Annotated in this window: 12 protein-coding genes and 1 pseudogene; 2 read left to right on the top strand and 11 right to left on the bottom strand. The window is 32.8% G+C overall.

Features of this window, described 5'->3' with window-relative positions; genetic code table 11:
• Positions 1 to 12: 12 nt before the first annotated feature.
• The 8 genes from EM932_RS13585 to EM932_RS13550 all read right to left on the bottom strand — a co-directional run bounded on the left by EM932_RS13585 (position 13) and on the right by EM932_RS13550 (position 15,226).
• Positions 13 to 1,593: a sialate O-acetylesterase gene (locus EM932_RS13585; RefSeq protein WP_135877736.1), complete on the bottom strand. Its 1,581-nt coding sequence runs from the start codon at positions 1,591 to 1,593 to the stop codon at positions 13 to 15.
• A gap of 7 nt (positions 1,594 to 1,600) precedes the next feature.
• Complete coding sequence (locus EM932_RS13580; RefSeq protein ID WP_135877735.1) at positions 1,601 to 3,418, bottom strand: alpha-1,3-galactosidase-related protein; 1,818 nt, start codon at positions 3,416 to 3,418, stop codon at positions 1,601 to 1,603.
• 15 nt (positions 3,419 to 3,433) lie between these two features.
• Entirely contained in the window at positions 3,434 to 4,897 is a 1,464-nt protein-coding gene (locus EM932_RS13575; RefSeq protein WP_135877734.1) for a sulfatase family protein, read from the bottom strand.
• Positions 4,898 to 4,967: 70 nt separating this feature from the next.
• On the bottom strand, positions 4,968 to 6,500 hold the full coding sequence (locus EM932_RS13570; protein ID WP_135877733.1) for a sulfatase family protein: 1,533 nt from the start codon (positions 6,498 to 6,500) through the stop codon (positions 4,968 to 4,970).
• 20 nt (positions 6,501 to 6,520) lie between these two features.
• A complete protein-coding gene (locus tag EM932_RS13565) occupies positions 6,521 to 8,449 on the bottom strand; it encodes an FAD-dependent oxidoreductase (RefSeq protein WP_135877732.1) in 1,929 nt (642 codons plus the stop codon).
• A 280-nt stretch (positions 8,450 to 8,729) separates the two neighbouring features.
• A complete protein-coding gene (locus EM932_RS13560) occupies positions 8,730 to 10,241 on the bottom strand; it encodes a sulfatase family protein (protein WP_135877731.1) in 1,512 nt (503 codons plus the stop codon).
• A gap of 26 nt (positions 10,242 to 10,267) precedes the next feature.
• Positions 10,268 to 11,767, bottom strand: coding sequence for a sulfatase family protein (locus EM932_RS13555; protein ID WP_135877730.1), 1,500 nt, complete (start codon positions 11,765 to 11,767; stop codon positions 10,268 to 10,270).
• Between the two features lie 633 nt (positions 11,768 to 12,400).
• Positions 12,401 to 15,226, bottom strand: a complete 2,826-nt coding sequence (locus EM932_RS13550) for a PQQ-binding-like beta-propeller repeat protein (protein WP_211344291.1) — start codon at positions 15,224 to 15,226, stop codon at positions 12,401 to 12,403.
• Positions 15,227 to 15,818: 592 nt separating this feature from the next.
• Between EM932_RS13550 and EM932_RS20905 the strand changes: the two genes are divergently transcribed.
• Positions 15,819 to 15,956, top strand: a complete 138-nt coding sequence (locus tag EM932_RS20905) for a hypothetical protein (protein ID WP_170179801.1) — start codon at positions 15,819 to 15,821, stop codon at positions 15,954 to 15,956.
• 168 nt (positions 15,957 to 16,124) lie between these two features.
• Here EM932_RS20905 and EM932_RS13545 read toward each other — a convergent pair whose 3' ends face one another.
• Complete coding sequence (locus EM932_RS13545; RefSeq protein WP_135877729.1) at positions 16,125 to 20,258, bottom strand: hybrid sensor histidine kinase/response regulator transcription factor; 4,134 nt, start codon at positions 20,256 to 20,258, stop codon at positions 16,125 to 16,127.
• A 383-nt stretch (positions 20,259 to 20,641) separates the two neighbouring features.
• Between EM932_RS13545 and EM932_RS21495 the strand changes: the two are divergent.
• A pseudogene (locus EM932_RS21495) lies at positions 20,642 to 20,860 on the top strand (IS982 family transposase); the annotation flags it as partial.
• Between the two features lie 294 nt (positions 20,861 to 21,154).
• On the opposite strand, the gene trxB reads toward EM932_RS21495, so the two are convergent.
• Both trxB and EM932_RS13535 read right to left on the bottom strand, forming a co-directional pair.
• A complete protein-coding gene (gene trxB / locus EM932_RS13540; RefSeq protein WP_135877728.1) occupies positions 21,155 to 22,135 on the bottom strand; it encodes a thioredoxin-disulfide reductase in 981 nt (326 codons plus the stop codon).
• Between the two features lie 914 nt (positions 22,136 to 23,049).
• Positions 23,050 to 24,633 carry an alpha-L-fucosidase gene (locus EM932_RS13535; RefSeq protein ID WP_135877727.1) on the bottom strand — a complete coding sequence of 528 codons (1,584 nt, stop codon included), beginning with the start codon at positions 24,631 to 24,633 and terminating at the stop codon, positions 23,050 to 23,052.
• Positions 24,634 to 24,803 lie beyond the last annotated feature (170 nt).

The following is a 24,803-nucleotide window of genomic DNA, read 5'->3' as shown; positions in this document are numbered from 1 at the left end:
TTTAGAAGTATTTCAATTTTTAATTGCAGATTGATACATCGCTTCTAACCAATTTAAAATCTTAGTTGTCAACTCATATTCGGCTACTTTATGTCCACCATCATGCTTGAATAATTTAACAATAGCGTGATGCTTTTTTAATGTTCGAGTATCTTTTTCAATCCATTTGTTCGCGCCTTTGTCATTCTCTCCATTTACCATAGCCACTTTTAATCCGTTTTGGTAATCTTTATCTTGATAGTTATCGCCTCCTAACCAACCTCCATAGGCAATGATTCCTTCAAAATTCTCAGAGCGTCTGGTTGTGATTTGATAAGCTCGCATAGCGCCTCCCGAAAATCCTGCTAAATATATTCTAGCCCTGTCATGCGGTATATTATTTAAAATATCATTTAGTACCTCATCTTCCATTTTATTTTCCATTACTTCATCTTTCATTCCGTTTTTTAACTTATCACATCCAACCAAAATCCAACCTAATTCCTCTGCGCTTGGCTTTATTTTATTTAACATCACATTGCCTCTACCCTGAGGGCTAAAAGCGATGATGATTGGTAATTTTTTTGATGGAGAGAAATTTGATGGCATATATACATGATACATCATTTTAGTATCGCCTTTCGCTCTAAATTTAGTTATTGATTTAGGTTTAAGTTGGCTGATATCTTGAAATTCGCTGACATCTAATTTCCTTTGTACTTCAAAAAATGCGTTAGCAAACGCCATTCCTAAACGTTCTTGCCCTTTAGCATTGTAATGTACATTATCTGAATGTTTTGGGAAATCACTCCAAGAAGTATCTGTTGATGTTTCAATCAATTTAGAATAGTAGTCTTGATAAGCAAACTGCACCATTTTTTTTCTTACCATTTCTGCACCTCCTTTAAACCCATATCTTGAATTAATTTGCCCTAAAACAAAAGGCAATTCAGGAACGTTTAAATCTCTTCTATAGGCTCTTATCAATTCCCGAAGGTTATTTTTGTAACTTTTTGCTGCCGCTTCCAAAGTTGCATCATTTTCACCTTGCATCCACGCTAGACCAACTATTTCATATCCTTTATTTTGACTATTTAAAAGATTTAAATTCCTTTTTATATCAGAAATATGGAGTTTATATAATTTTAAATTTTGCTTAAACCCCACTTTTTCAACAGCTTTTGTTTTTGTTTGCGACCAATTTGGGTTCCATGCACCATAAAGCGCTGTTCCTCCTTGCGAGCGTTTTATAAGTAAAAACTCTTGATTTGGGTTAGACTCTGCTAATGTTAGCCCCAATAGTAGCTCGGGACCAAAACGTTTTGTAAAATTGTATTTCTTGCTAGGCTTATTATCGTAATAAGATAAAGGTTTCGCAGGTTTTCCATTAAAGCTTAGAAGAACCCTATGGGATATTTTTTCAATTCGTTGTTTAACTTCTTCACTTAATTCATCATAGTTCCCTGCTCCTGCCATATTTGACTGACCTGCTAAAAGTACAACTTGGATAGGTTTAACGGAAGATTCTAAAGTTGTTGTTTTTTGAAGCTTACAAGAGCTATTGAGCACCAATAAAGTCGCTAATAAAATAAAAACATACGCTTTTTTCAACATAAATCCACTACTTAAACTTAATTCCTTTATTCCGTTTGATTTTTAAGCTCTTTTTAGATGACTCATCAGCTTTAATGAATTTCTTTATATCTCCTTTATAAACATTGTTTTCAATAACGACATCTTTGCAGTTTTTAAAATCAAACATATGTGCATTTGGAAACTTTGATTTAAAAGCATCAACTTGTTTTATTGTATTACCTTTAAAAACAAGCCCTTCTAATCGGTCTGCCCAAACAATTCGGTTTTGAAACGTTTCGATAATGTTGTCTTCAAAAATAATATTGCGGTCGTAAATTTCTGTTTTATCAAAACCTTTCCCCAATCTAGGAGACACCCATAAAACAGCATGTTCTGCACCACCATGTGCACAATCAATAAAATGATTATTACGAATTACAACCTCGTTTACAGCACCAGATTCATACCAAAAAAATGTTTCCCCTCTCAATCCTATTGATGACATTTCAGAAGATAAGATATTATTCTCTATTACAATCTTCTTAGGTGTTTTTATCATTAAATTTCGTGCTCTATGCTTGGTAATACGACAATTACGAATAGTAAATGTAGGATTCCATGTTTTATTTTCTAAAACATCATTTTTTGATAGGGTCTTAGGTAATTTATTTTTAAATGTTAATTCGGTATACTTTTCGTTGATAAACTTAGCTCTAACAACTTCATTTATTTCTCCTCGTTCTGGACTTGGTTTTTGAATAAACCAAACCTCATCGCCAACATCTGCAAACTTAAAACCTAGCTGTTCGAAATGCTGAAGCTTAATTCTAACTGTGTATTCATCCAAAATAGTATCTACTGTTACATATGTACCATGAACATTAGTGCCATCGTCTAGCATACCCTCAAATCGGCAATTTTCCACCAGAATATCGCCTTTACAATTAGCAAAATGTGTAGCATCTGCTGTACTTGAAATATATCTATTTGAACCATCCCGAGTATAGACACCCGAGTTTATAATCTTTATATCCTCTGTACGTTCAAATAAAAAAGCCATACCTAATGCATGATGCACAATTATGTTGTCATAAGTTACATTTTTGCTTTCTTGAGTTTGAAATGCAGGTGCATATCTATTAAATTCATTCCCCCCTTTTGATGCTACTATAGCCCCTTCTGGTGGGTAATGACGCATAGACTGATATATTCTATAAATTCCATTTTCAAGTTTTTCAACTTTTTTGGGTTTTAAGTGCTGCCCGTATGCTCCATAAAATGTCGATTTGGTTTTAGGATCGAAACAATGTGAGTGGCCAAGCTCACGAAATGAGAAACCATCAATGTTGGGAAAGGATATTTCATTATCCTTGAAAGACCAGGAATGCCCATCGTTTATAGGTTTAACATCAAACCATTTTTCCTCTTTATTAACACTTAAAACTTCGGCTTCAAAAGTAAAGGGGATATCCCAATCTACAACTACATTTTTTACATCAACTTTATTGCAATTTTCAAATTGAAATGGTGCCATACGCCCATGAAAAATAAACTCTGATCCATTACCCTCTACTTCTACAGAATTAAAGTTTTCAAATCTGAGTCCTACATATTTATAGCCATTACCATGGTTGGTAATAAATGAGAATTTGCTAAACGCATATTCAGGTAGAAATTTATATATCCCTTTTTCAAAAACAAGTTTAATATCCTTATCCTTTGCATTTTGTATGGCTTCTCTAACTCTAGTGGTTATATCGTTTTCACTGTGCTTTATATGTATAACCTCAGCTGCATTTACTTTTACAACTGTACAAAATAGGGTTACTAAAAAGAAAACTAAAAGTGTATGTTTATTATTCATTTTACAAATTTTTAATTATAAATTAACTCCTGAACCTTGCAAGGAAGCATCATGTTCCCACATAATCATCCAAGGGTCCGAGGTTTTTTTTTGAAATATTTTCAATTTGGTCTTTATTGATTCTAGTAGCTCAGCATAATTTTCGTCTCCAGCTAAATTATTGGTTTCCCATGGATCATTTTCTAAGTTGAACAGTTCAAACTCAGGTCTAAACAGGTAATCTTTAACTTTACGAGGTCCAAATTTTTTTATATCATTTCTATAAATAGACTGCCATGTTGAAGCTGCCCACAAATCTGAGGCAAACGGGTATTCCAAACGCCATGCTAGGTTCCAAATTAGTTTATAGTTTTTATCTATAGCCACACGCATAGGGTAATACATGGTAATTTCATGAAATGTATGAGATACATAAATATTATCCCATCCTTTAGGATTTTCATTTTCTAATATATTTCTAAATGATTTTCCATGAAATTCTTTGGCTTCATAATTTATTTTTGCAAAGTCTAAAATAGTTGGCGTCAAATCTACCCATGAAATTTTTGCAGAATTAGTAATTCCCTTTTTATTGGAAGTTGGGTTTTTAATGATGCAAGGCAATTTTATACCTGGTTCGTAAACAGTAGTTTTTGCTCCAGGAAAAGCCATACCGTTGTCTGAAATATAAATTACAACGGTCGTTTCTAATTTACCAGCACCTTTTAAATGTGCCATAAGCCTACCAAATCCTTGGTCAATTCTTGAAATACTTTGATAGTATTGTGCAATCTCTTCTCGAGATTGCTTAGTATCTGGCAAAAATTCAGGAACCAAAACTTCGTCTGGACTATAAGTTACCTGCTTTACGCCTTTATATCCTTTCTTTTTATTTCCAAAGCTATTTGGTATATCCCACTTTTCTGGTGTGAACGGATGACCTCTATGTGGATCATCGGTACAAAAATATAAGAAGAATGGCCTTTCTGAATTTAGAACACCTTTTGACGCATCGGCCATTTCAACTGTATTTCTAGGGTCAGCCTCAAGTACTTCATCAAACTGATAAACGGTTTCTGGGGCTACATGGTATTTACCTATTCTCGCCGTAAAATACCCTGCCTGGGTTAACCTATTGGACAAAGATTTTATATTATCATATGTACTAAAATGATGGTAATCGTGTACATGACCGTACGAGCCTGTTGCATGACCATATAAACCAGAAAGAATTACAGACCTGCTTGCTGCGCAACTAGCACTAGTGCAATAAGCATTTGTAAATTTAACGCCTTCAGATGCCAATTTATCCAAGTTTGGTGTTTTAATAATAGGATTACCATAACAACCCAAAGCATCTAAACCATGGTCATCTGAAACAAATAAAATAATGTTTGGCCTCGAAATTTTGAATTCTTCTGGTTTAGCTTCTTTTGAGTTTGAGCAAGCAAGCATAACAAATAACAACAATAAATACACGCCCCTTAATAACTTGTTCATGATGGTTTTAAAAAAATTTTGAAGATATAATTAATGACTCAAAACTTGTAATTATAAATATTACCACTTTTTATTTAGCTTTTTGTTCTTTAAACTGGTCGTATTCAGGGTTTATCTTCGCATTTTTAAAGCGAGGGCGGTTTTCCCATAAATCATAGGTAGCCTTGAGTTGTATCGTCGCCTCTGGATACTGCCCTTTGTCATCTGTTTCCTTAATCCAATTTTCCAATACTTCACGATGTTCTTTAAGAGTTTTATCATATTCCGAATTAACTGCAAGGTTATTCATTTGATGCGGATCTGCTTTTAAATCGTATAACTCTTCAACAGGACGAACTCCAAACCAATGTTCTGCTTGATACTCGGTTAATTTTCCTTCTTTGAATGCCTTTTTTAAATTTTTCACAATGGGTTTGTTGTCTCTATAACCTGCCTGCATCATTGGCCTATCGGGAAAATAGTTTCTAATATATCTGTAATCCTTTGATACTACTGTTCTAATTCTATCAATAGTATAATCACATCTATCTCTTGCTCCAATGGCATAATCAACTTCTTTATAATTATCTCCAAATAAATTTTGACCATCTAAATATTCTGGTAATTCTGCTCCTCCCATAGCAAGTGTCGTTGCAGAAACATCCAGCAAAGTCACCAAATCATTTCTGATTCCAGCTTCTAAAGCAGGATGATTCCCTTTTACTATAAGCGGTATCAACATACCTCCTTCATAACAAAATTGCTTGTGGCGCAATGATGTATTACTTCCATGATCTGAAAAGAAGAATACTATGGTATTTTCTAATTCTCCATCTGCTTCTAATTGCTTTAGAATTTTCTCTACGGTAACATCAGAACCTCTATTGGCATTATAATGTTGTGTCCATGCTTCTCGTTGTGAAGGAATATCTGGAAAATAAGGTGGTAATGGCACATCATTAGTTGCTAATTGTTCTCCTTCTCTTACATATTTATAATCCTTTTTCCCTCCCATTATTTGTACTTGTCCAAACCAAGGTTGATTTTTATCTGGTCTTGCATTCCATACATAATTCTTTACTGTCATATAATCGATAGCCCTATTTCCTTGCCAGCCGTTCATTCCTATTTTATAATTTTCTTCGGTTCCAACATCATACAATGCACGTCTATCATAATGAAAATTATAGTCATCCTTACCACTGTTAAATGTAAAATACCCAGCTTTTTTCATTAATTCAGGTATCGTTTTCATGTCTTTAGGCAATTGAATCCTTAAATCATTAGGTACAACACTACTATCTGTAAATCTGCTAGATCTATGATTATGAGTACCTGTAGTAGTTTGGTAAACACCAGTTATTAGAGCAGAACGTGCAGCAGAACAAACTGGAGCAGTTGCATAAGCACGTTTAAATAGCACGCCTTCGCTTGCAAACTTATCTATTACAGGTGTATGTCCTTTATTTATTGAATCTCCATAACATCCCATAAAAGGGGATAAATCTTCAGCGATAATCCAGAGGATATTTGGTTTTTTTTCTACTTGTCTTTTAGTCTTACAAGAAAAAGTAAAACAACTTAGAACAAGACAGAATAATGCTTTTGACAAAATATTTCTCATATTACTATATTTCTAATTATTTAATAACAACGTACTTCAAATAACTTAATATTTGGCGCACCATGTGTATTCTTCATTTTAATTCTAACCGCAGTCGTATCAATTTCATCAAAATTCACTTTAACTAAACGGGTTAAATTATTTTCAACTCTATCAATTTCTTTCCACTGTCCTTTCAATCTTGCCTCAACAGTAAAGTTTTTAACCAACTCTGGTGGCACACCAATAACCTGACCTTTATTGTTAGCTGGGTTTTTATGCATCATCATTTTACGTTGTAAATTGGTATCAAACTTCACCTCGACACTTGTTAACTTCACTTTGTGTTCCCATTCTAATTGCAATTCAGCATTCAAGCCACTAGACTCCCAATGATTTACTTTACCAATTTCCGTACGCCCAATGCCGTTTGTTAGATTCTTTACGTCACCTGACAATGTTGAGGATGCAAAAATAAGACTCGCTTTCCTCGCTTTATCATTATCATCATTTGCTGGACGATTTGGTAAATAAGAATCGTCTCTTAATAATTGTTCTTGCAATTCGTTAATATGTTTCTTTCCGACTTCACGTGGTGTTGCTCTATGTTTTCTACATAATGCTGAAGCGGTTCCAACGGCTTGCCCCATTAAAGCACAAGTTGCTATTATTCTAGACGAAGACAACGCCATATGTGATACACTTACATTTCTGCCTGCCATCATCAAATTAGAGATGTTTTTAGAGTATAAACAACGGAAAGGAATTTCATAAACTTGTTTGAATCTTGAGTGAAAATAACTTGCTGGTTCTGTTAAGTTCTCTATGCCTCCCGGACAATGCTCATCTAAAGACCAACCTCCGTAAGCCACAGTATCATGAAAATGACGATATTCTTCCATATCTGGTTGCGTTAAAATATAATCGCCCATAAAACGTCGAGATTCTCTTCTTCCTGGTACCGAACCTATCCAATCCAAAGCAATGTTTTCTGCTTCTGGAAAATCTCCTGAATTTTTTATATGATCCCAAACACCATAAAAATGCGCTAATAAACGCCTTTTAATATCTTCTCGTTCGCCAATAATATCTTTATTACTCCCAACTTCTACCCACCAAAATCCTTCTTTAATTTGTTTGATCTTTCTGTGTCTACTATTAAAAGCAGTTTCATGATCAAAAGGAACAGCGTAACCTGGAGGATTGAATTTTATTGGTCGCCCCATGTCTTTTGTAATCATCATAATACAATCTCCCATCACCCAATTATCTGGCACATCAGGAGCAAAAGACTCATTAAACTCTGCTTTTCCTTCTCGTCCTATTCTATATTCAGCACCAGACATCGCTGCTAATAGACCATCACCTGAAGAGTCGATAAATATATCTCCATTAATTATAAACTCCGTTTCAGTTGTAGTTTGTCTCGCAATGGCAGATTTAATTTTATCACCTTCCATAACAGCTTCAAAAACTTGCGTATTCAACATTAATGTTAAATTCTCTTGTCGTGTAACAAAATCATATAACACATGATCCCAAACGGGGTAAGATTCCTGTTCGTTATAATACCAATTTTCAATAAGTATTTCTTCAAGAACACCTGTTTCACGTTCTACACGATGCTCATTTTTTAAACTTTGAACACCATTAACAGTTACTCTAATTTCGCTTGAAGCATTTCCACCAAGAACGGGTCTATCTTGCACCAAAACGGTTTTATTACCTTTTCTTGCCGAAGACACAGCAGCACAAATACCAGCCATACCTGCTCCAATAACTACAACATCATAATCTACCTTTATTTGTCTGCCCTTGTGGTTTTTATTAACTACGGTCTTCGAATTCCAATTGGCATCTGAGATATTTTCTTGAGTTCCATTTTGAGCTGTCAGATCACCTACAATAGGCATTAAACTCGCTGCTATTGCGCCTTTTGCGCCTTTCTTAAAAAAGTGTCTTCTTTTCATTGAAAATCTATGCTTAGGGCTAAATTAATAGAATACTTTTCTAAACTTGTACTTAATAGTAAATGGTATGTCTCTCAGAATAATTTCATAAAAAGTAATCCGAAAAAAGAGCAAAAACTACTTTGTAATATAAGGTTTTGATATCTTTAATCATGGTTCGTCATACTTGTTTAAATGCTTAAACAATTCGGTTTGCATCATTTTAGCAATGCCCTTATAAGCAACTTCGACTTCAAAATTTTCATTTATTTAATTAGTTTATTTGTATTTTTAAAATTTGTTAATAATTAACCGTACTTACTTTTGATTCTCTAAGTTCTTGATATTTTGCCATCATATCAGTTATAAGTTTTGCATATTTTTTATTATTAACCAGGTTTTTAGACTCATCTTCAGCTAGATTAGCTTTTAAATTATACAAAAATATTGGTGTTAGATTACCTACATCATCCGTTTTTTTCTTTATATCTGATTTCATGATTAACTTCCAATCGCCCTCTCTTAATGCAAATGTTGGCCCATTAGCTGATTGATGCATTAAATAATGATGAGCCTTTACGTTAGATTCCCCTTTAAAAAGAGGTAATAAATTTGCAGAATCAAAAACCTTAGTTTTATCTAAATTTTGATTGGCTAATGCTGCTATTGTAGCAACAACATCATGTCCTACAATAGGCTCGTCAGAAATTGAATTTGGCTTCACAATTCCTGGCCAAACAGCAACAAACGGTACCCTATGACCACCTTCATTAATTGAACCCTTGCTACCTGATAACCCCTGACTGGTATCATGACCCGCACGTTTCATATCAACGTCAAATGAGAGACCACCGTTATCTGAAGTAAAAATAAAAAGCGTATTTTCATATACCCCCGTTTTTTTGAGAGCTTCAATTATTAATCCTACTTGAACGTCTAATTCGTAAATCATATCGCCATGTTTACCTGGTGTACTTCCTGCTATTGTCTTCCCATTAAAATTAGCTGGTGGTTCATGAGGAATATGTACAGCTTGACTGCAGTAATACATAAAAAACGGTTCTTTATTTTCTTTTTGATTATGAATATAGTTAACCGCTTTGTTTGCTAAAATTGGACCAGCTTGTTTAGGATCCCAATTAGAATCCCCCAGACCTCCTCGTTTTTTATGTTTTTTTGATGTTGCATAACCTGTTTGATTGGCATCTAATTCTTTTAAAACAGAATCTGGTTTCAATTTCATCCATTTTCTATTTTCATAAAAAGCATATGGCTTATTTTGAATGCCTTCTGGAAGTTCACAAGCATAATCAAAACCATAGCTCAAAGCACCTCCATTTAAATATCCATAATCTATTTTTTTTCCTTTCTCTTTTACCCAAGAACCACCCAGCCCCCATTTTCCAAAAAATGCCGTATTATAACCTCCAGCTTTAGCTATTCTAGCACTAGTTGTAAATCCATTAGAATCAATTAAGGCATTCGCTTCAGGGGCCCAAACACCAAACGGTCTTTGATTCCTATAAGAATAATTACCCGTTAATAATGAAAAACGAGTTGGAGCACAAAGTGAAGCAGGAGAATGTGCATCGGTAAAATGCATACCTTCAGAAATCAATTTATCTATATTAGGTGTAGCTACTGTAATTTTTTTATCTTTTCTTAATTTTTGATAATAGCTTAAATCTCCTAAGCCAATATCATCAGCCATTAAAACAACAATATTAGGCTGTCTTTTTTGTGCATGGGTTCTGGAAAACGTAGAGGCTGTAAGAATCCCAAGTATAAAAAACACACTTACTAATTTTTTCATTATTTCTTTTTAAATTTAATAGTACTTTATTTTAGTTTGTAAGGTTTTGAGTGCTTCAATCCTGGCTCATCATATTTTTCTAACTGCTTAAACAATTCGGTTTGCATCATTTTAGCAATGCCCTTATAAGCAGGATCTTTGTAGAAATTTATAAGTTCATCTGGATCTTTTTCTAAGTCAAATAAATATGGTGTTTCATTTTTATCTATCACTAATTTGTAACGATCGTTAACAGCAGTTACCCACCAACCACCAGATTTTGCATAATAAGTAATTCTATCACTATTTACTTCTTTGTTATTATTTATAAAATCCTCCGAAGTATCAAAACCATGAAACTTCACATCTGTATTTACACCCATTAAACTTAGAATGGTTGGTGCAAAATCCACATTTGTATATGCGGTATTAATAACTTTTCCTGCTGGAATTTTATCAGGATATCTAATTACAAATGGAATTCTAGCAGACGCTTCATAAGGCACACCTTTATTTCTTCGGTTATGTTCAAAAAACATATCACCATGATCTGATGTAAATACAACAATTGTATTCTCGGTAAGCTTATTGTCTTCTAAAAAATCTAAAATTCTACCAACACTATCATCAATGTGGCTCACCATTCCTAAATAATCGATTAGGGCTTTTTTATCATTTTCAAAAGATTTTTTGCCTATCGTCTCATTCTTTCCTTTATCTGTTGCCCAAGATGGTTTAATAGCTACATACTCTGGTGCCATTGTTTTTGGTGCTTCAAATTTTAAATCCGCATATAATTTGTTGTAAGGTGGTTTTGCAACATCTGGTGTATGCGGATCCGGAATAGATAACATTACAGCGAAAGGTTTATCCTTATCTCGTTCTAAAATCTCAAGAGTTTTATTTGTAAAGAAATCTGTAAGATGAACAACTTCTTCTGGCGGTAGTTTTGCTGCTTCTCTATCACCTATACCTTTTATTTTACCATTCTTTATATGAAAATAAGGCGCGTGACCACCACGCATCATAAAACGGTTATCATCAAAACCAGCTTTGTACTTTATTCCGAATGTATATTTTTCATGACCTGCCAAGTGCCATTTACCAACATAAGACGTAGAATATCCTCGATCTCTTAAAATGGTTGCAAAAGTTGGAATATTTTCCCGAATATGTAGCCCATTTTTTGGAGCTCCAGTAGCTTGCGGATATAAACCTGTAACCAAAGATGCTCTTGAAGGTGTACAAACAGGAGATGAACAATAATAACTTGTACTTATTGCCCCTTCATCCGCTAGTTTATCAATATTTGGTGTTTTTGAATTGCTTCCTTTTCCCCATACAAATGCTTGCTCTTCTGGTAGCAATTTTTGGTAACAACTTAAGGTTCTAAAGTTGTGCTCATCTGTGTGAATGATTATAAGATTGGGTTGCTTTTGATTTGAAGCAGTTTTCTTTTCTATCGACGAAGTTGTTGACTTTGTCTTGCAACTGCTTAATAATGTAAAGACACTTAACATTAAGACTGAAATAATTCTGTAGTACATAAATTGTTTGGTTTTAATTTGCCCCTAAGACTCCCTAAACGATAATAGGTTTAATCTAAATATCAAGAACGGAATTTGGTAGTAATGGTACATAATTTTCCTTTCTCCATTCAACTAACTCTAAACGTAAACTCTCAGCAATCTCTGGATTTTTAAGGGACCGATCTTAAATACATCATTCTTATAGTAATTTTTTTATCCTATTTAATCGATTTTAAACTTGAAATTTGTTTCTGTAACCTATTTAAAACATTAACCTTTACAAATTAAAATATGTTAAACAATATGGTTAAATCTATTCCGTATAATCTTTTTGAGCAAAAAGTCGAAATATTTATCTATTTCGGCTTTTTAGATTCAACTCATTAAAACTAATTACTGTGCTTTTTGCCTTTGTTTTACTAATTTCTAATCTACGTCCTGTAATAACTATTCCAGAGTAATCTTACCGTCATCATTCCTATCTGTTCCCAAAAATTTCAAATTAACATTTTTGGCAAGTTTCCTTATTTTTCAGCTTTAGCCTCTTAAAATTCAATCCATTCTGATTTAGAGATAAAATTATTATAAAATTAAACTAGCATTGCACTTCTGAGTAAACCAAATGTATCTTTCAATAATAAATCCAATCTCTTATAAGTTTTCTTTTAACTCAATATCAATAAAACGAAATCCTCCTAATGGAATTTTGATATCTACTGTATTTTCTTTAACCTTAAATACTTCTTTATTTAAAATATCCGCAATGTTTTTTGTAATTATACCATTGAACCTAACCTTAGCTGTACTTTTTTCAGGGTTTATATAGCCGTTATCTATTAAAGTAAGTCTTAAATGTTTTGGAGATATTTGGGAAACAACCCAAGCGACATCTCCCGTAACGGTTATTGGTAGAAGGTTAGCCTTTTCCTTAATCTCTTTTTCAATAATTTTATAGTATTCATCGGCTTTGTAAGTTTGTTTTCCATCGGTCGAATAATAATTACGACCGTCTGTAATATACTCGGTCATATTACCTTTGTAAATAGGATGCAAATTATGCTGTAAGCTTCCTCTTTTATTATTCTTATCTGCAAAAACGCCTTCTTGAGGGGGTGTAATTAACACTAAACCGTTCTCGTAGGGTGCTAGAAAGTTTAATCGTCTATCTTTTACTCCAGCAGCATATTTAGAAAAATCCCATTGGGTGACTACTGCCCCGGGCCAAGAACCATTCAATCTACTAAACACAAAAGGGTTGTTTTTTTCAAATTCCTCATCATAAAAGGTTGTCCATTTTACATTGACACCGTCTTCAATAAAATGATGATCTGGTTCTTTAATACTGAGATGAACAGGTGAAAAACTTAAAACTTCAGAACGTTTGGGTACGTACAACGCTCCTTTTGCGATAAGTTCCCAATAAATACTCATATAGTCTTGATCTACCGAAAAATTATTAATAAACTGTGCCCCATAAGCTGTGTGGAAAATTAGCATCCTTAAAAAATGGTTTGGCAATCTTTGATACCCCAACTGCCTAGATCTGTCAAAAGAAGTGTTATCCGGTACAGCCCTTGTCCCCCAGCAATTAACTGCACCACTTGCCCACATTCCTGTTCTACCAGCCAAACTTAACTCCATAGACTTATCGGTAGTTTCTTCCATTGAGGGAACAAACACATCTGCAAACTCACCTGACATTAATCTAGACCATGGCTTAAGATAATTTGATCCCAGCCAAAAAATATTCTTATTACGTAAAAAGATATTTGCATTTTTACCTTGTGCATAACTTGCTAACGGGTAGATTAAATCATTTACTAAAAAATCTAGATTCTCAGAATGATCTTCCATTTCTGGGTAAATAAGTACTACTTTCTTACCCTTCGCCTTATCTATAACTTTTTTGGTAGTTTTTAAACTAAACATATAAGGATCGTTGCCATGACCAGCCCAATAAGCAATTCCAGGCTCACCTTCAAGTCCTTCTATAATTTGATCTAAAGCTTCTTCGTGATTAAGTGTATAACGCTTTCTGCGATCGCGTCTTTTTCTATACTTTTCATTGGTCATACTCGATCTATCCCAATGCTCTACGTTACGCATAAACATGGAGTTTAAAAATACCGGACTCCTATAATTACTAGTTATTTTACTTTTTAAACTTTGAAGATTAACAGGAACAGACTCCGTCATAAAATAAACAGTTTGAGAACCGTTTTGATATTTAGGTTTTTTGAAATCCTCTAAATCTTTTCTTATGCTTTTGGTATTTTTTAAAATAGTTTCAATTTTACCAATAGGCTCTAATTTCTCGAAAGTTTTTTTCCAGTTTTTATTTTCTGTATCAATAATGTGTACACCACTTCCTCCACTTTGCACACTGGCAAGAATGACTTTATTTGTTATAGGGTCTTTCCATAAATCATTATAAGCATAGTTTCCATTAAGCTTTTCTTCTTTAGTATCTTTCCCTGGTCTATAGAGTCTAATTTGACTACCTAATCTGGACAAATACAAGACTTCTCCTTTTTCTTTAATCGAAGTATTGTGCACAATATCATATCCAAATTTAACTTTTTGCATTCGTCTGTAAGAGAATTTATCATTAGTCAAATCGTACGTAGTAACCAGTAAATCGTTTGCATGAGCCGACGCTCCCAAAATTATTTCATCTGAGCCATCGCTATTTATATTTGATGTCGTAAAGTGTCCTAAGGGTCTAATTAGTATTTTTTTTCTGAGTTCTTTAGGTACTTGTATTTTCACTTTCTTATACGGCTCGTCTTCCATTATATTAAAGAAATATAATGTTCCTGGGGATTGCATATGATTATTTGTTCCTAAAACCACAAGAGATTGTGATCCGTCAGCCTTTGTAACTGTTCTTATAAAGTTTGACGTACTAACATATTTTTCAGGCAAGTTTTTATTGCTTTTGCGCCTTGGGTTTTCTATTGAGAACGTTGAAGATTTTATTTCCTTAATCAATTCACCATTTGGTGAAATATAGTAAATACTTTTATCAAATCCCCCTGCTACTACATAAGACTTGTCACCTTTAGAAATAGTGCATAATGTATACATAGGTGCGCTATTTTTGTTGAATTTCCAAAGTAAATCTCCTTTGTTATCTAAACAGTACACATAACCATCTGCATTTGCCGTAACAATCTCGTCAATCCCATCTCCATTAATATCTCCACACCATATGTCATGATTCATATACCCAGATAGCTGATTTTTAAAAAGAACCTCTCCGCTATAAGAAACACCTAAAACGACACCCTCAAAGCTATTGGCAACTATATACGACTCCCCATTATTTTGAGCTGTTCGTACACTTAAAATGGTATAGCCAGTATCGATACTTGTGATACCTTTTAAATTTACTTTGCTTTGAATTCCATAAGTAATATTCGAAAAAGAAAGAAGGGCTAATACTAAAAATTTTGAAAAATATATGTATTTATTCATACTGTTATGTTATAATGGCTTTGCAAATCTCCAGAAACTGATTGGTAATACATGAACTTATCATAACCACCAGCTACTACATGGGTGTTTTTTCCTTTTTTAATGACTATCTGTTTTTTGTATTACTAAGTTGAGCAGAAATTGACAAGGGTGCAACTAGAGCTAGAACCAAAGTTGAATTTTTAAGTAATTGTGTTTTCACAATTTTTATTTAGTAAATTTTCAATAATATGGAATGCAATTAATTTTTCTAAATTGAGGATATATAAATTATTAAATGTCTCCTGAGGTAAATAAAATGTATCTTTATGTTTATTGTTAGATATACAATCAAAAGAACATCAATCAACTACAATCTTATAGTTTGCAATATCGATACCCGAAACAAATTGAACGACATAACATGTAACACATCACTAACTGGATTAGGGTATACTTTTACTAGTCAAAGTTTTCAAGGTTTTAAATGAAGCCCTTCGCAATCCCTATTTGATTTTACTCTTATTACATCTTCTGCACTAGCTATTAATGAAAAAAGATTTTAACATGGTTGCATTACAAATGTTCCATTAACTGAAACTTTAAACAGGGAATGCCTGATATTATACCTATAGACACTTTATTAGGTTTTACGACACTTGATTTTCCTGTGGTCGGATTAGATTTGTTGGTTTTATGGCACTCTAACTTTCACTTGAATCTTCAAAATTATATTCTACTTGGGCGTTAACATAAGATATAGTCCCAAAAGAATAAATATTAAAATATATAGAACTTTATTTTCCTAATCACAACTTTATATTTTTATATAAAGCTAAGTGTAAAACTCAAAAAATATTTTGGAATATACATAAAATACAACTTGTAATAAATTTCATCCTTATTAAAAAAAAGGGATTTAGTTATTACCACATTCATTTTTGCTGGTTTTGGTGATATACTTCCCAGGAGTAACACCAAATTTTTCCCTAAAGACTTTGGTAAAGTGTGTTCGGCTTTTAAACCCCGTCATTTCAAAAGCTTCGTTAACGGATAATCGTTTTTGAGCTAAGAAATTTGCAGCTTTTTTTAACCTATAATTTTTTAATAGTTCAAATGGAGTTTGGTTTGTCAAAACCTTAACTTTTTGATAAAAGTGTGTACGGTTTAAGTATAGCTCTTTTGCTAAATAATTAAGATCTAAATCTTGATTGTCCAGGTGCTCCTCCATTAAACTGTACAATTTTTCCAAAAAGGCATTATCATTCCTATTATTTTTATTGTTTTCTCTAGTTAGTGGGATACCAACTTGATAACGTTCTCTTAATTGTTTACGATTTCTAAGCAAAGCTTCAACGTTTGTGACTAAACGCTGTATATTAAATGGTTTTTCTATATATGCATCTGCTCCATCACGAATACCCTTGAGGTGGTCTTCAATATTTGCCAATGCTGTAAGCAAAATAACTGGAATATGACTGGTTTTTAAATCAGATTTTATTTTAAGGCATAAATCCAAACCGTTCATTTCTGGCATCTGAACATCACTTATCACTATATCTGGCCACTCCTTTTCGAAAGCTTCAAAACATTCATGACCATTTCTAAAGCTTTTAACTTTAAAAAATTCTGAAAGTATTTCTGAAACAAAATTTCTCATTTCTGGATTGTCTTCAGCATAAAAAATCAACGTATCGGAAAACTCGCCAGACACTTCAACATTTGATATGGTATCTTTTTTAAATAAATGGTTATCAACCTTCACCTCTTTTTCATCTGGCAAATTAATACTTTTATACTTTTCCTCTTTCAAAAGTTCTTTAACTATTGGTAAACGAACATTTATGGTAGTGCCTTCTTTTAACTGACTTTCGGCATCTATAAAACCATAATGCATTTCAACTAATCTTTTAGAAAATGCAAGACCAATTCCCGAACCACTTCCTTGAATATTTTCTTTTTTATGCGACCTGTAAAATCGTTCAAAAATATGTTCTAGGTCAATGGCGTCTATACCCTTTCCCGTATCGATTACTGATACAACCAAATCTTTATCATTGGTTTTATATTCGATTTTAATTGTATCGTCTGTTTTAGTGTATTTAAAAGCATTGTTTAAGAGGTTATTAAAGATTTTTTCCAACTTATCTCTATCTGCAGATACCATTATTACTTTGTTCTCGCCTTCAACTTCTAACTTTTTATTATCATTTTTTGCCAGCATATTGAAGTCTCCTATGAGCTCATCCATAAATGAGTTAAAGCTAAACCTAGTATAATTCATTTTCAGGGCATTTGCATCGGTTTTCCTAAAATCATGTACCTGTTCAATAAGCTGATGTATTTTTTTAGATTGTCTTTGTATTAAACTAAGTTTCTCTCCAATATCTGGGTTACCCTTAAAACGCTCTAATAATATATTCATAGGACCTGAAATTAATGCTAGCGGTGTTTTTATTTCATGAGAAATATTTGAAAAAAACCTTAATTTGGCCTCGTTTACTTCCTTAACATTGTCAATTTCCATCTGTTCAATTTCTACTTTATGATTTAAAGTCTGAATCTTCAAAATAACCCGAATTACCAAATAAATTAGCAGAAAGCCTAAAAGTGTATATAAAAAGTATGCCAAATGAGTATTCCATATAGATGGCATTATCTCTATTTTTAGTTTTTTTGGTGATGTCCATTCATTTAACGAATTTGAAGCCATAGCGGTTAATTCGTAATCGCCAGGTTGAAGTCCGCTATAATAAATGGTTTTTTGACTTGATGGCAGTACAGTCCAGTCTTTATTTATCTGTGATAATTTATACTTTATTAAATGGTTTTTATCATTAGAAAAATGTAAACTCGTTAAATCCAATGAAAACACATTTTCATTATGCTTTAGCTGGATTTTATCCAGTACACCAATACTTTTTTGTAATACAACCCTCCCATTTAATGTATCCCCTGGGATTATTTTCTTATCAAAAATCTTAAAGTTCTCAAATTGTAATTTTGGGAGTTTCTCTTTAGTATTTACATCTTTAGGGTTAAAATAACAAAAGCCATCCAAACCTGATAATATCATGGTACCATTATCTAATGTTTCACTTGCGTACCAAAAATCCTCAAAAGGTAAACCATCAGATTTGTTGAATTTTCTAAACTCATTGGTTTTGGTATCAAATTTATTTAAACCAATGTTGGTAGGGATCCATAAATTAAAGTTTTCGTCGTATAGTATGTTTTTGACCACATTATTAGACAATCCGTCCTTTTCAGTAAAGGGTATAAACTTAGGAATCGAATCACTATTAATTACCTTGCAAATACCGCCACCTTCTGTTCCTATCCATAAATCCTCATTTGGTAATCTAATAATTGAAGACACAAAATTACTCGGCAATAAATGCTCATCTTTTTTATCATTAACAAAGTTATGGATGATGAGTTCTTCAATTGGTGTATCTTTTTTGTTAGTTATTCTAAATAGCCCATTAGTACTTGACCCAATCCAGATAAAGTTGTACATGAAATCTGAGTATACACGCCTAGGCAATGCTATTCTATTATTTTGAAAAAAAGGATTGTCATTTAGATATTCAACCTTAGTAACGTTATCATCAGCATCTATTAAAACCTTGTAAACTTCTTCATTTCCTGCAATCCAAATATTACCATATTGATCCTCTGAACATGTACGTATCCTAGGACCAGTTGTTATATTAAGACTATCAAGTTTAACTTTTTCATAGTCTCTATGTCCTTTCCTGAATCTATACAGGCTAGATTCACCAGAAATGTATATCCAAGCGTTCTTCCTAGAGTCTACAAATACACTACCAACATTTTGTTCTTTTCCAATAGATAAGTTAAAAGGAAACCGTTCAAATTTCTTGAGCACGCTGTTGAAAAGAGACAAACCTCCAAGACTAGCAGATATAAAGGCGTGGTTTTTACCAAATGGAGCTATGTGAGTAACACTATTGGAACCGAGTCCAAAATCATAATCCATACTTACATTATAACTTCCAAAAGGCCTCTCAACTATATCAAATTTATAGATGCCTTCATTAAAAGTTGCGTACCAGCAAATGTTTTGAGATGTTAACATAAATCCACTTGAACGTAATAATTTTAGGCTATCTTTAAAACCCTCAACTTTAACTGGAAGCCCTTTCTCAATTGAATCTATGTTGTTAATTTGAATAATCCCTTCATTTAATTCGCCTAACCACAACTCACCAGAATCATTTAGCATGATGCTGTTAAACTTATAACTCTGCAATGCCCTTTTATCTAGTTTAAAATCATCGTAGTCAACTTTGTTATTGTATTTTACTAATGCTACTCCTCTAAATAAAGTTATTAAAAAGGAATGGTCTGAAATTTTAACAATAGCATTTGTATAAGACACCTCGTCCTTTAATAGTTGTTTGAATTTTTTTTCAGAAAGATCGAAAAGTAGTAGTCCCTTAGATGTTGCAAACACATATGATTTTTTTCCTAACGGCATGATATCTAAAAAAAATATATCATCTCCAAATTTTTCAACTGGAGGTAAATACTGATTCAAAAAATTAGAATCCTTATCAAAAACTAATACACCATCACCTTCCGTTAAGCATAATATCTGATTTGAAGATTTGTCCCCAAAAATTTTTCTAATTACTGGTCCTTTAACCGCATTACTGACTTGCTTATTTGAATATATTGTTGTGAATTCTTCATTTATAAAATTATATATTGTTATACCTTCATCAGTTCCAATCCAAAGATTGTGATTATTATCCTCATATAATGACCTAATCCTATTACTTATTAATATATTCTTATCTATTGTGTTTTTAAAAATTTGAAAATTATAGCCATCAAACTTATTAAGCCCATCATATGTACCAAACCACAAAAAACCTCTTGAATCTTCAAGCATTGTAGTAACTCCATTATGCGCCAGCCCCTCCGAAATTGTATATTTCTGAGAATATTTAATTATTTCATCTTGCGCAATAGCGTTAATGCAATAAAAAAATAAAATAAAAATTTTAAGAAATATTCTAGACATAAAGACACTTTATTCTTTAAAATTGAAACTAATTTAATTTATTTTATTTTTCAAAAGACGTGCTTCCCAATCCTTTAAAATTTCTTCATCACTCACATCAGGAGATAACCCTCTCTTAACTTTTTGAATTTCTTCGCTTTTATTATCCGTTATATTGTTAAACTCCTATCTATCATTTTCAAGATCATAAAGTTCAATCTCTAGTTTTGTATCTGCCATAAACTGATTATAAGGTTCTCCTAATTCTCCTTTTTTATGCAATACTTTGTATAGCGCAAAAAAGCAGAATATTGCATTTTTTTATAGTTAACCCGAGTTTCCTAAAAAAGGAGGATAATAAGTTTTAGTATTTTAGAGTTACAAAACAAAACCCCCAACTCAAAATGCTCCAGGACAAAGTTATAGGAATCTATTGTATAGTAGATGATATTTTAAAAAAAATGATCCATAAAGAGCATAACTGCAGGAAATTCACCACAATCAAGCACTTACCACTGCTATAGTTTCGGCAATGCTTTTTAATGGAAACCAGACCAAAGCCCTATTTCTATATGAAGAGCCACATATTCAAGGATATGATCCGCAAAAGCGGTCACACAAGGTAAAAGAATTATTGATGGGCAGTTTTACCAGTATCTGAAGGGTTTGTTTAAAGAAACCTGACAGGTGCATCTGCAAATAGCAAGAAAAACCAATTCCAAGAGAAAGGACAAACCTTATGTGGCTTACATAAAACAAATATTGTTTGTGATGGCTATCTCTAATGCTTCTATACCCTCGGGAGCATCACCATCCCGCTTAAGACCGGGTACAAAATATAAAAAAGCCAAAGTGTTTTTACTTTGGCTTTTTTATATATTACCATTTCATATGAGAACTGGTATAAATTTCTTTAACTAGTTATAATTTGAAGTTGACACTTCAAAATTAGAATCTTTAGCTGCCAAATAACGTTCAGCATCTAAAGCTGCCATACAACCTGTTCCTGCTGCGGTAACTGCTTGTCTATAAACATGATCTGCAGCATCACCAGATACAAATACACCTTCTATATTTGTTTTGGATGTTCCCGGTTTATTAATAATATACCCTGTTTTATCTAAATCTAAAAAGTCTTTAAAAATATCGGTATTGGGTTTATGTCCAATAGCCACAAAAAATCCTGTAGCAGGAATTTCATGTTTTTCATTCGTTTTATTATTAAAAACTCTTACGCCGGTTACTACTTGACCATCACCTAAAACCTCATCTGTTTCGGTATTGAAAAGAATGTCTATATTCTCTGTATTCTTAACTCTAGCTGCCATAATTTTAGACGCTCTAAACTCATCTCGTCTAACCAACATAGTAACCTTAGTACATAGTTTAGATAAATAATGTGCTTCTTCACATGCGGAATCTCCTGCTCCTACTATAACAACTTCTTGATTTTTATAAAAGAACCCATCACATACTGCACATGCAGATACACCTCCACCTAATTTTAAATATTTCTGTTCAGAATCCAAACCTAAATATTTGGCTGATGCCCCTGTAGAAATAATAACGGTGTCACAATGGATTTCTTTAATATTATTAACCCATACTTTATGCACGTCACCAGAAAAATCAACTTTTGTAACCCAACCATCACGCACATCAGTTTCAAAGCGCTCCGCTTGCTTTTGTAATTCAATCATCATTTCTGGCCCGGTTATACCGTTAGGATACCCTGGGAAATTTTCAACTTCATTAGTTGTTGTTAATTGACCTCCAGGTTGCGTGCCCTGGTACAAAACAGGCGACATATTAGCCCTAGCTGCATAAATGGCTGCTGTATAACCAGCAGGTCCCGAACCTATAATTAAGCATTTAATCTTTTCTATTGTATCAGACATAATCTTTATTAATATTTAATCAAAGCAAAAGTAGAATATTTGATTAAATCCTTACATATATTTTATCAACAGTTTTTATGAAAAGATAGAATTTGGTTATAAGAGAGCTTATTACAATAAAAAAACTTGTTTTGAGTCGCATATAGTTTGCCTCTCCTAGGACTGCCAAAAAGCAGTTCTGATTTCTCCGAAGAACTGTGATGTCATTGAAAACTCCGACACAAAACGCCGAGGAATTCTTTATATTAACAAGGTTTTAAATATACATTTTCAATGGCCATATTTAACATCATGCCCATAAAAGCATAAATTCCTAGTTGCATGCCTAAACTAATCCTATTCAATGATTTAAACTGTCCAAACAGTCTGTTTTCGTCTCCATAAAACAAATCGGCTCCTAAGCTGTGAGGTTATTTAATACTAAATATTCTATTTTTGGCCTTACAAAGCCATCCCCTTCATTAAGGTTTTGAATACAAATTACGGAAGCTGTTAGTGTTTCGTTTGCAAATCGTCTATCAACTAAAAAAGAGATATTAATTAGATTTATAAAACCTTCTTTGCATAAATTATAGATAAGTTTAAAAACAAATACCTACGTGGTTGAGCGTTATATTCAATTCTAAATTGGTTTATTTAAATTTTTGGGATTTCCTTAGTTCTTGGATTTGTTAAACAATACAAAAATCATTAAACCTAAATTGAATCACATCTGCTTTAAGTTATCAATAAATTCTCTGATGGTAATAGTTCAAGAGGAAGAAAGCAACATCGAATAGCATACAAAAGTGTTATTATTAAAAATTACTTTATTGATTTGTAAACAGAGAATTTGATGATTAATTACATCTATAATTATTGTGAATTAAGAAATATTTCACCAATAAAACCATTAAACAAAAACTCTTTGTTTATTATGGCATTAGGTTAATTTCCAAAGTATGGGCAAAATCACCAACTTTCGTCTCTGGCAATTGTATATTTAGTCCACTATCATTTTGTTCCCATTTTATTTCCTCAGGGCTACCTAACAGCTTTATGCTTTTTATTCTAACATCTCCATATTCAGATTTCGTTTTTAAACTTTTAATATTAACTTCACTATTCTCTGGCCAATCCATAACAATAGCATATATATTATCTCCCTTGGTAGTAAAACGAATATCATTTGATGTTAATTTACCATTATTAGCTTCAGAATGATGACCTTTAGCCACCTCTGTTGGTCCCTCTCCAAATATTTTCCAATACTTCGTATCGTATATAGCTGAACCATTGACAGATAACCATTTACCAATTTTAAGTAATACGTCTTGCTGATCTTGCGGAATAGTTCCATCAGATTTTGGACCAACATTTAGCAACAAACAACCATTTTTGCTAACTATATCCACAAGATCATCTACTAATTCATCCGCTGTTTTTGATTCCCAATCAGTTACATAACTCCAAGAATTCTTACCAATAGATGTATCCGTTTGCCAAGGTAACTTTCTTATTCCTGGTAATTTGCCTCTTTCAAGATCATAAATTACTGTTCCTTCAGGGAAAGCTTCATGGGAAAAATTTTTATCTTGTAAAACGACTTCCTTCCCCCAATCAATACCCTTATTATAATAATAGGCTGCTAATTTGGGTCTGTATTCAGCAAAATCTGGAATGTCAACATAAAAATCAAGCCACAGAATATCGGGTTGATAATTATCAATAACGTCTTTAGTTCTCGCCCACCATGTCTCTTTAAACACTTTTGATACAGGCTCAGTTAAGTCTGTTCCCTTTGGACTATACAAATCAGCATATTCTGGGTTCGTTGTATCAAAATGATTTTTTTTATTGTAAAACGACCAGTTAAAGGCATAATGTGATGATGCTCCCATAATCATGCCCTTCCTTCTTCCTGCCTTAAAAAGTTCTCCTAAAATATCGCGTTTAGGTCCCATTTCATATGCATTCCAACGTGTTGTATTTGATTTATACATTGCGAAGCCGTCATGATGATCTGCAACAGGAACCACATATCTAGCTCCTGCTTTTTTAAACAATTCAATCCATTCGTCTGCATCAAATTTTTCTCCTTTGAAAAGAGGTATAAAATCTTTGTATCCAAATTTCTTAGGGTTACCCCAATGTTTCAAATGATGTTTATAAACATGGTTGGGACCCTTTTCTTCATGACCTAGTTGTGCTGAAAATGTAGCAGTATCCATATACATCAGCCTTGGATACCATTCTGAACCATATGCTGGGACACTATAAGCACCCCAATGGATAAAAATTCCAAACTTTTGTTGGTTAAACCATTCAGGGTCTTTGTAATTCTTCTTTATGGATTCCCAATTTGGTTTAAATAAAGAAGCGTTTTTTTTGTCTTTTGTTTTTAATTTTGATGTCTCATTACAAGAAATTAATGAAATGAAAAATGTCAAAATAAATAGTTGTACTATTAGTTTTGAAGAAAAAGTTAGTAAAGTAGTTACTCTTTTAGTCAATGGCATATTTATGCTTTTAAATTAAAATATAATCGCCAAAAAACAATGATAATAACTCATCGAACGGTCTAGCGAAAATCCATATGAATAACAAAGATATTTTTAGCTGTAGATATAGTCTCATAATAATGACTCAAATGAACAACTGTATTTTTTTTAAGCAATGGTATTTACAT

Source organism: Flavivirga rizhaonensis, from assembly GCF_004791695.1.
GTDB classification, from domain to species: domain Bacteria; phylum Bacteroidota; class Bacteroidia; order Flavobacteriales; family Flavobacteriaceae; genus Flavivirga; species Flavivirga rizhaonensis.
This window is presented reverse-complemented; position numbering and strand designations above follow the sequence as displayed.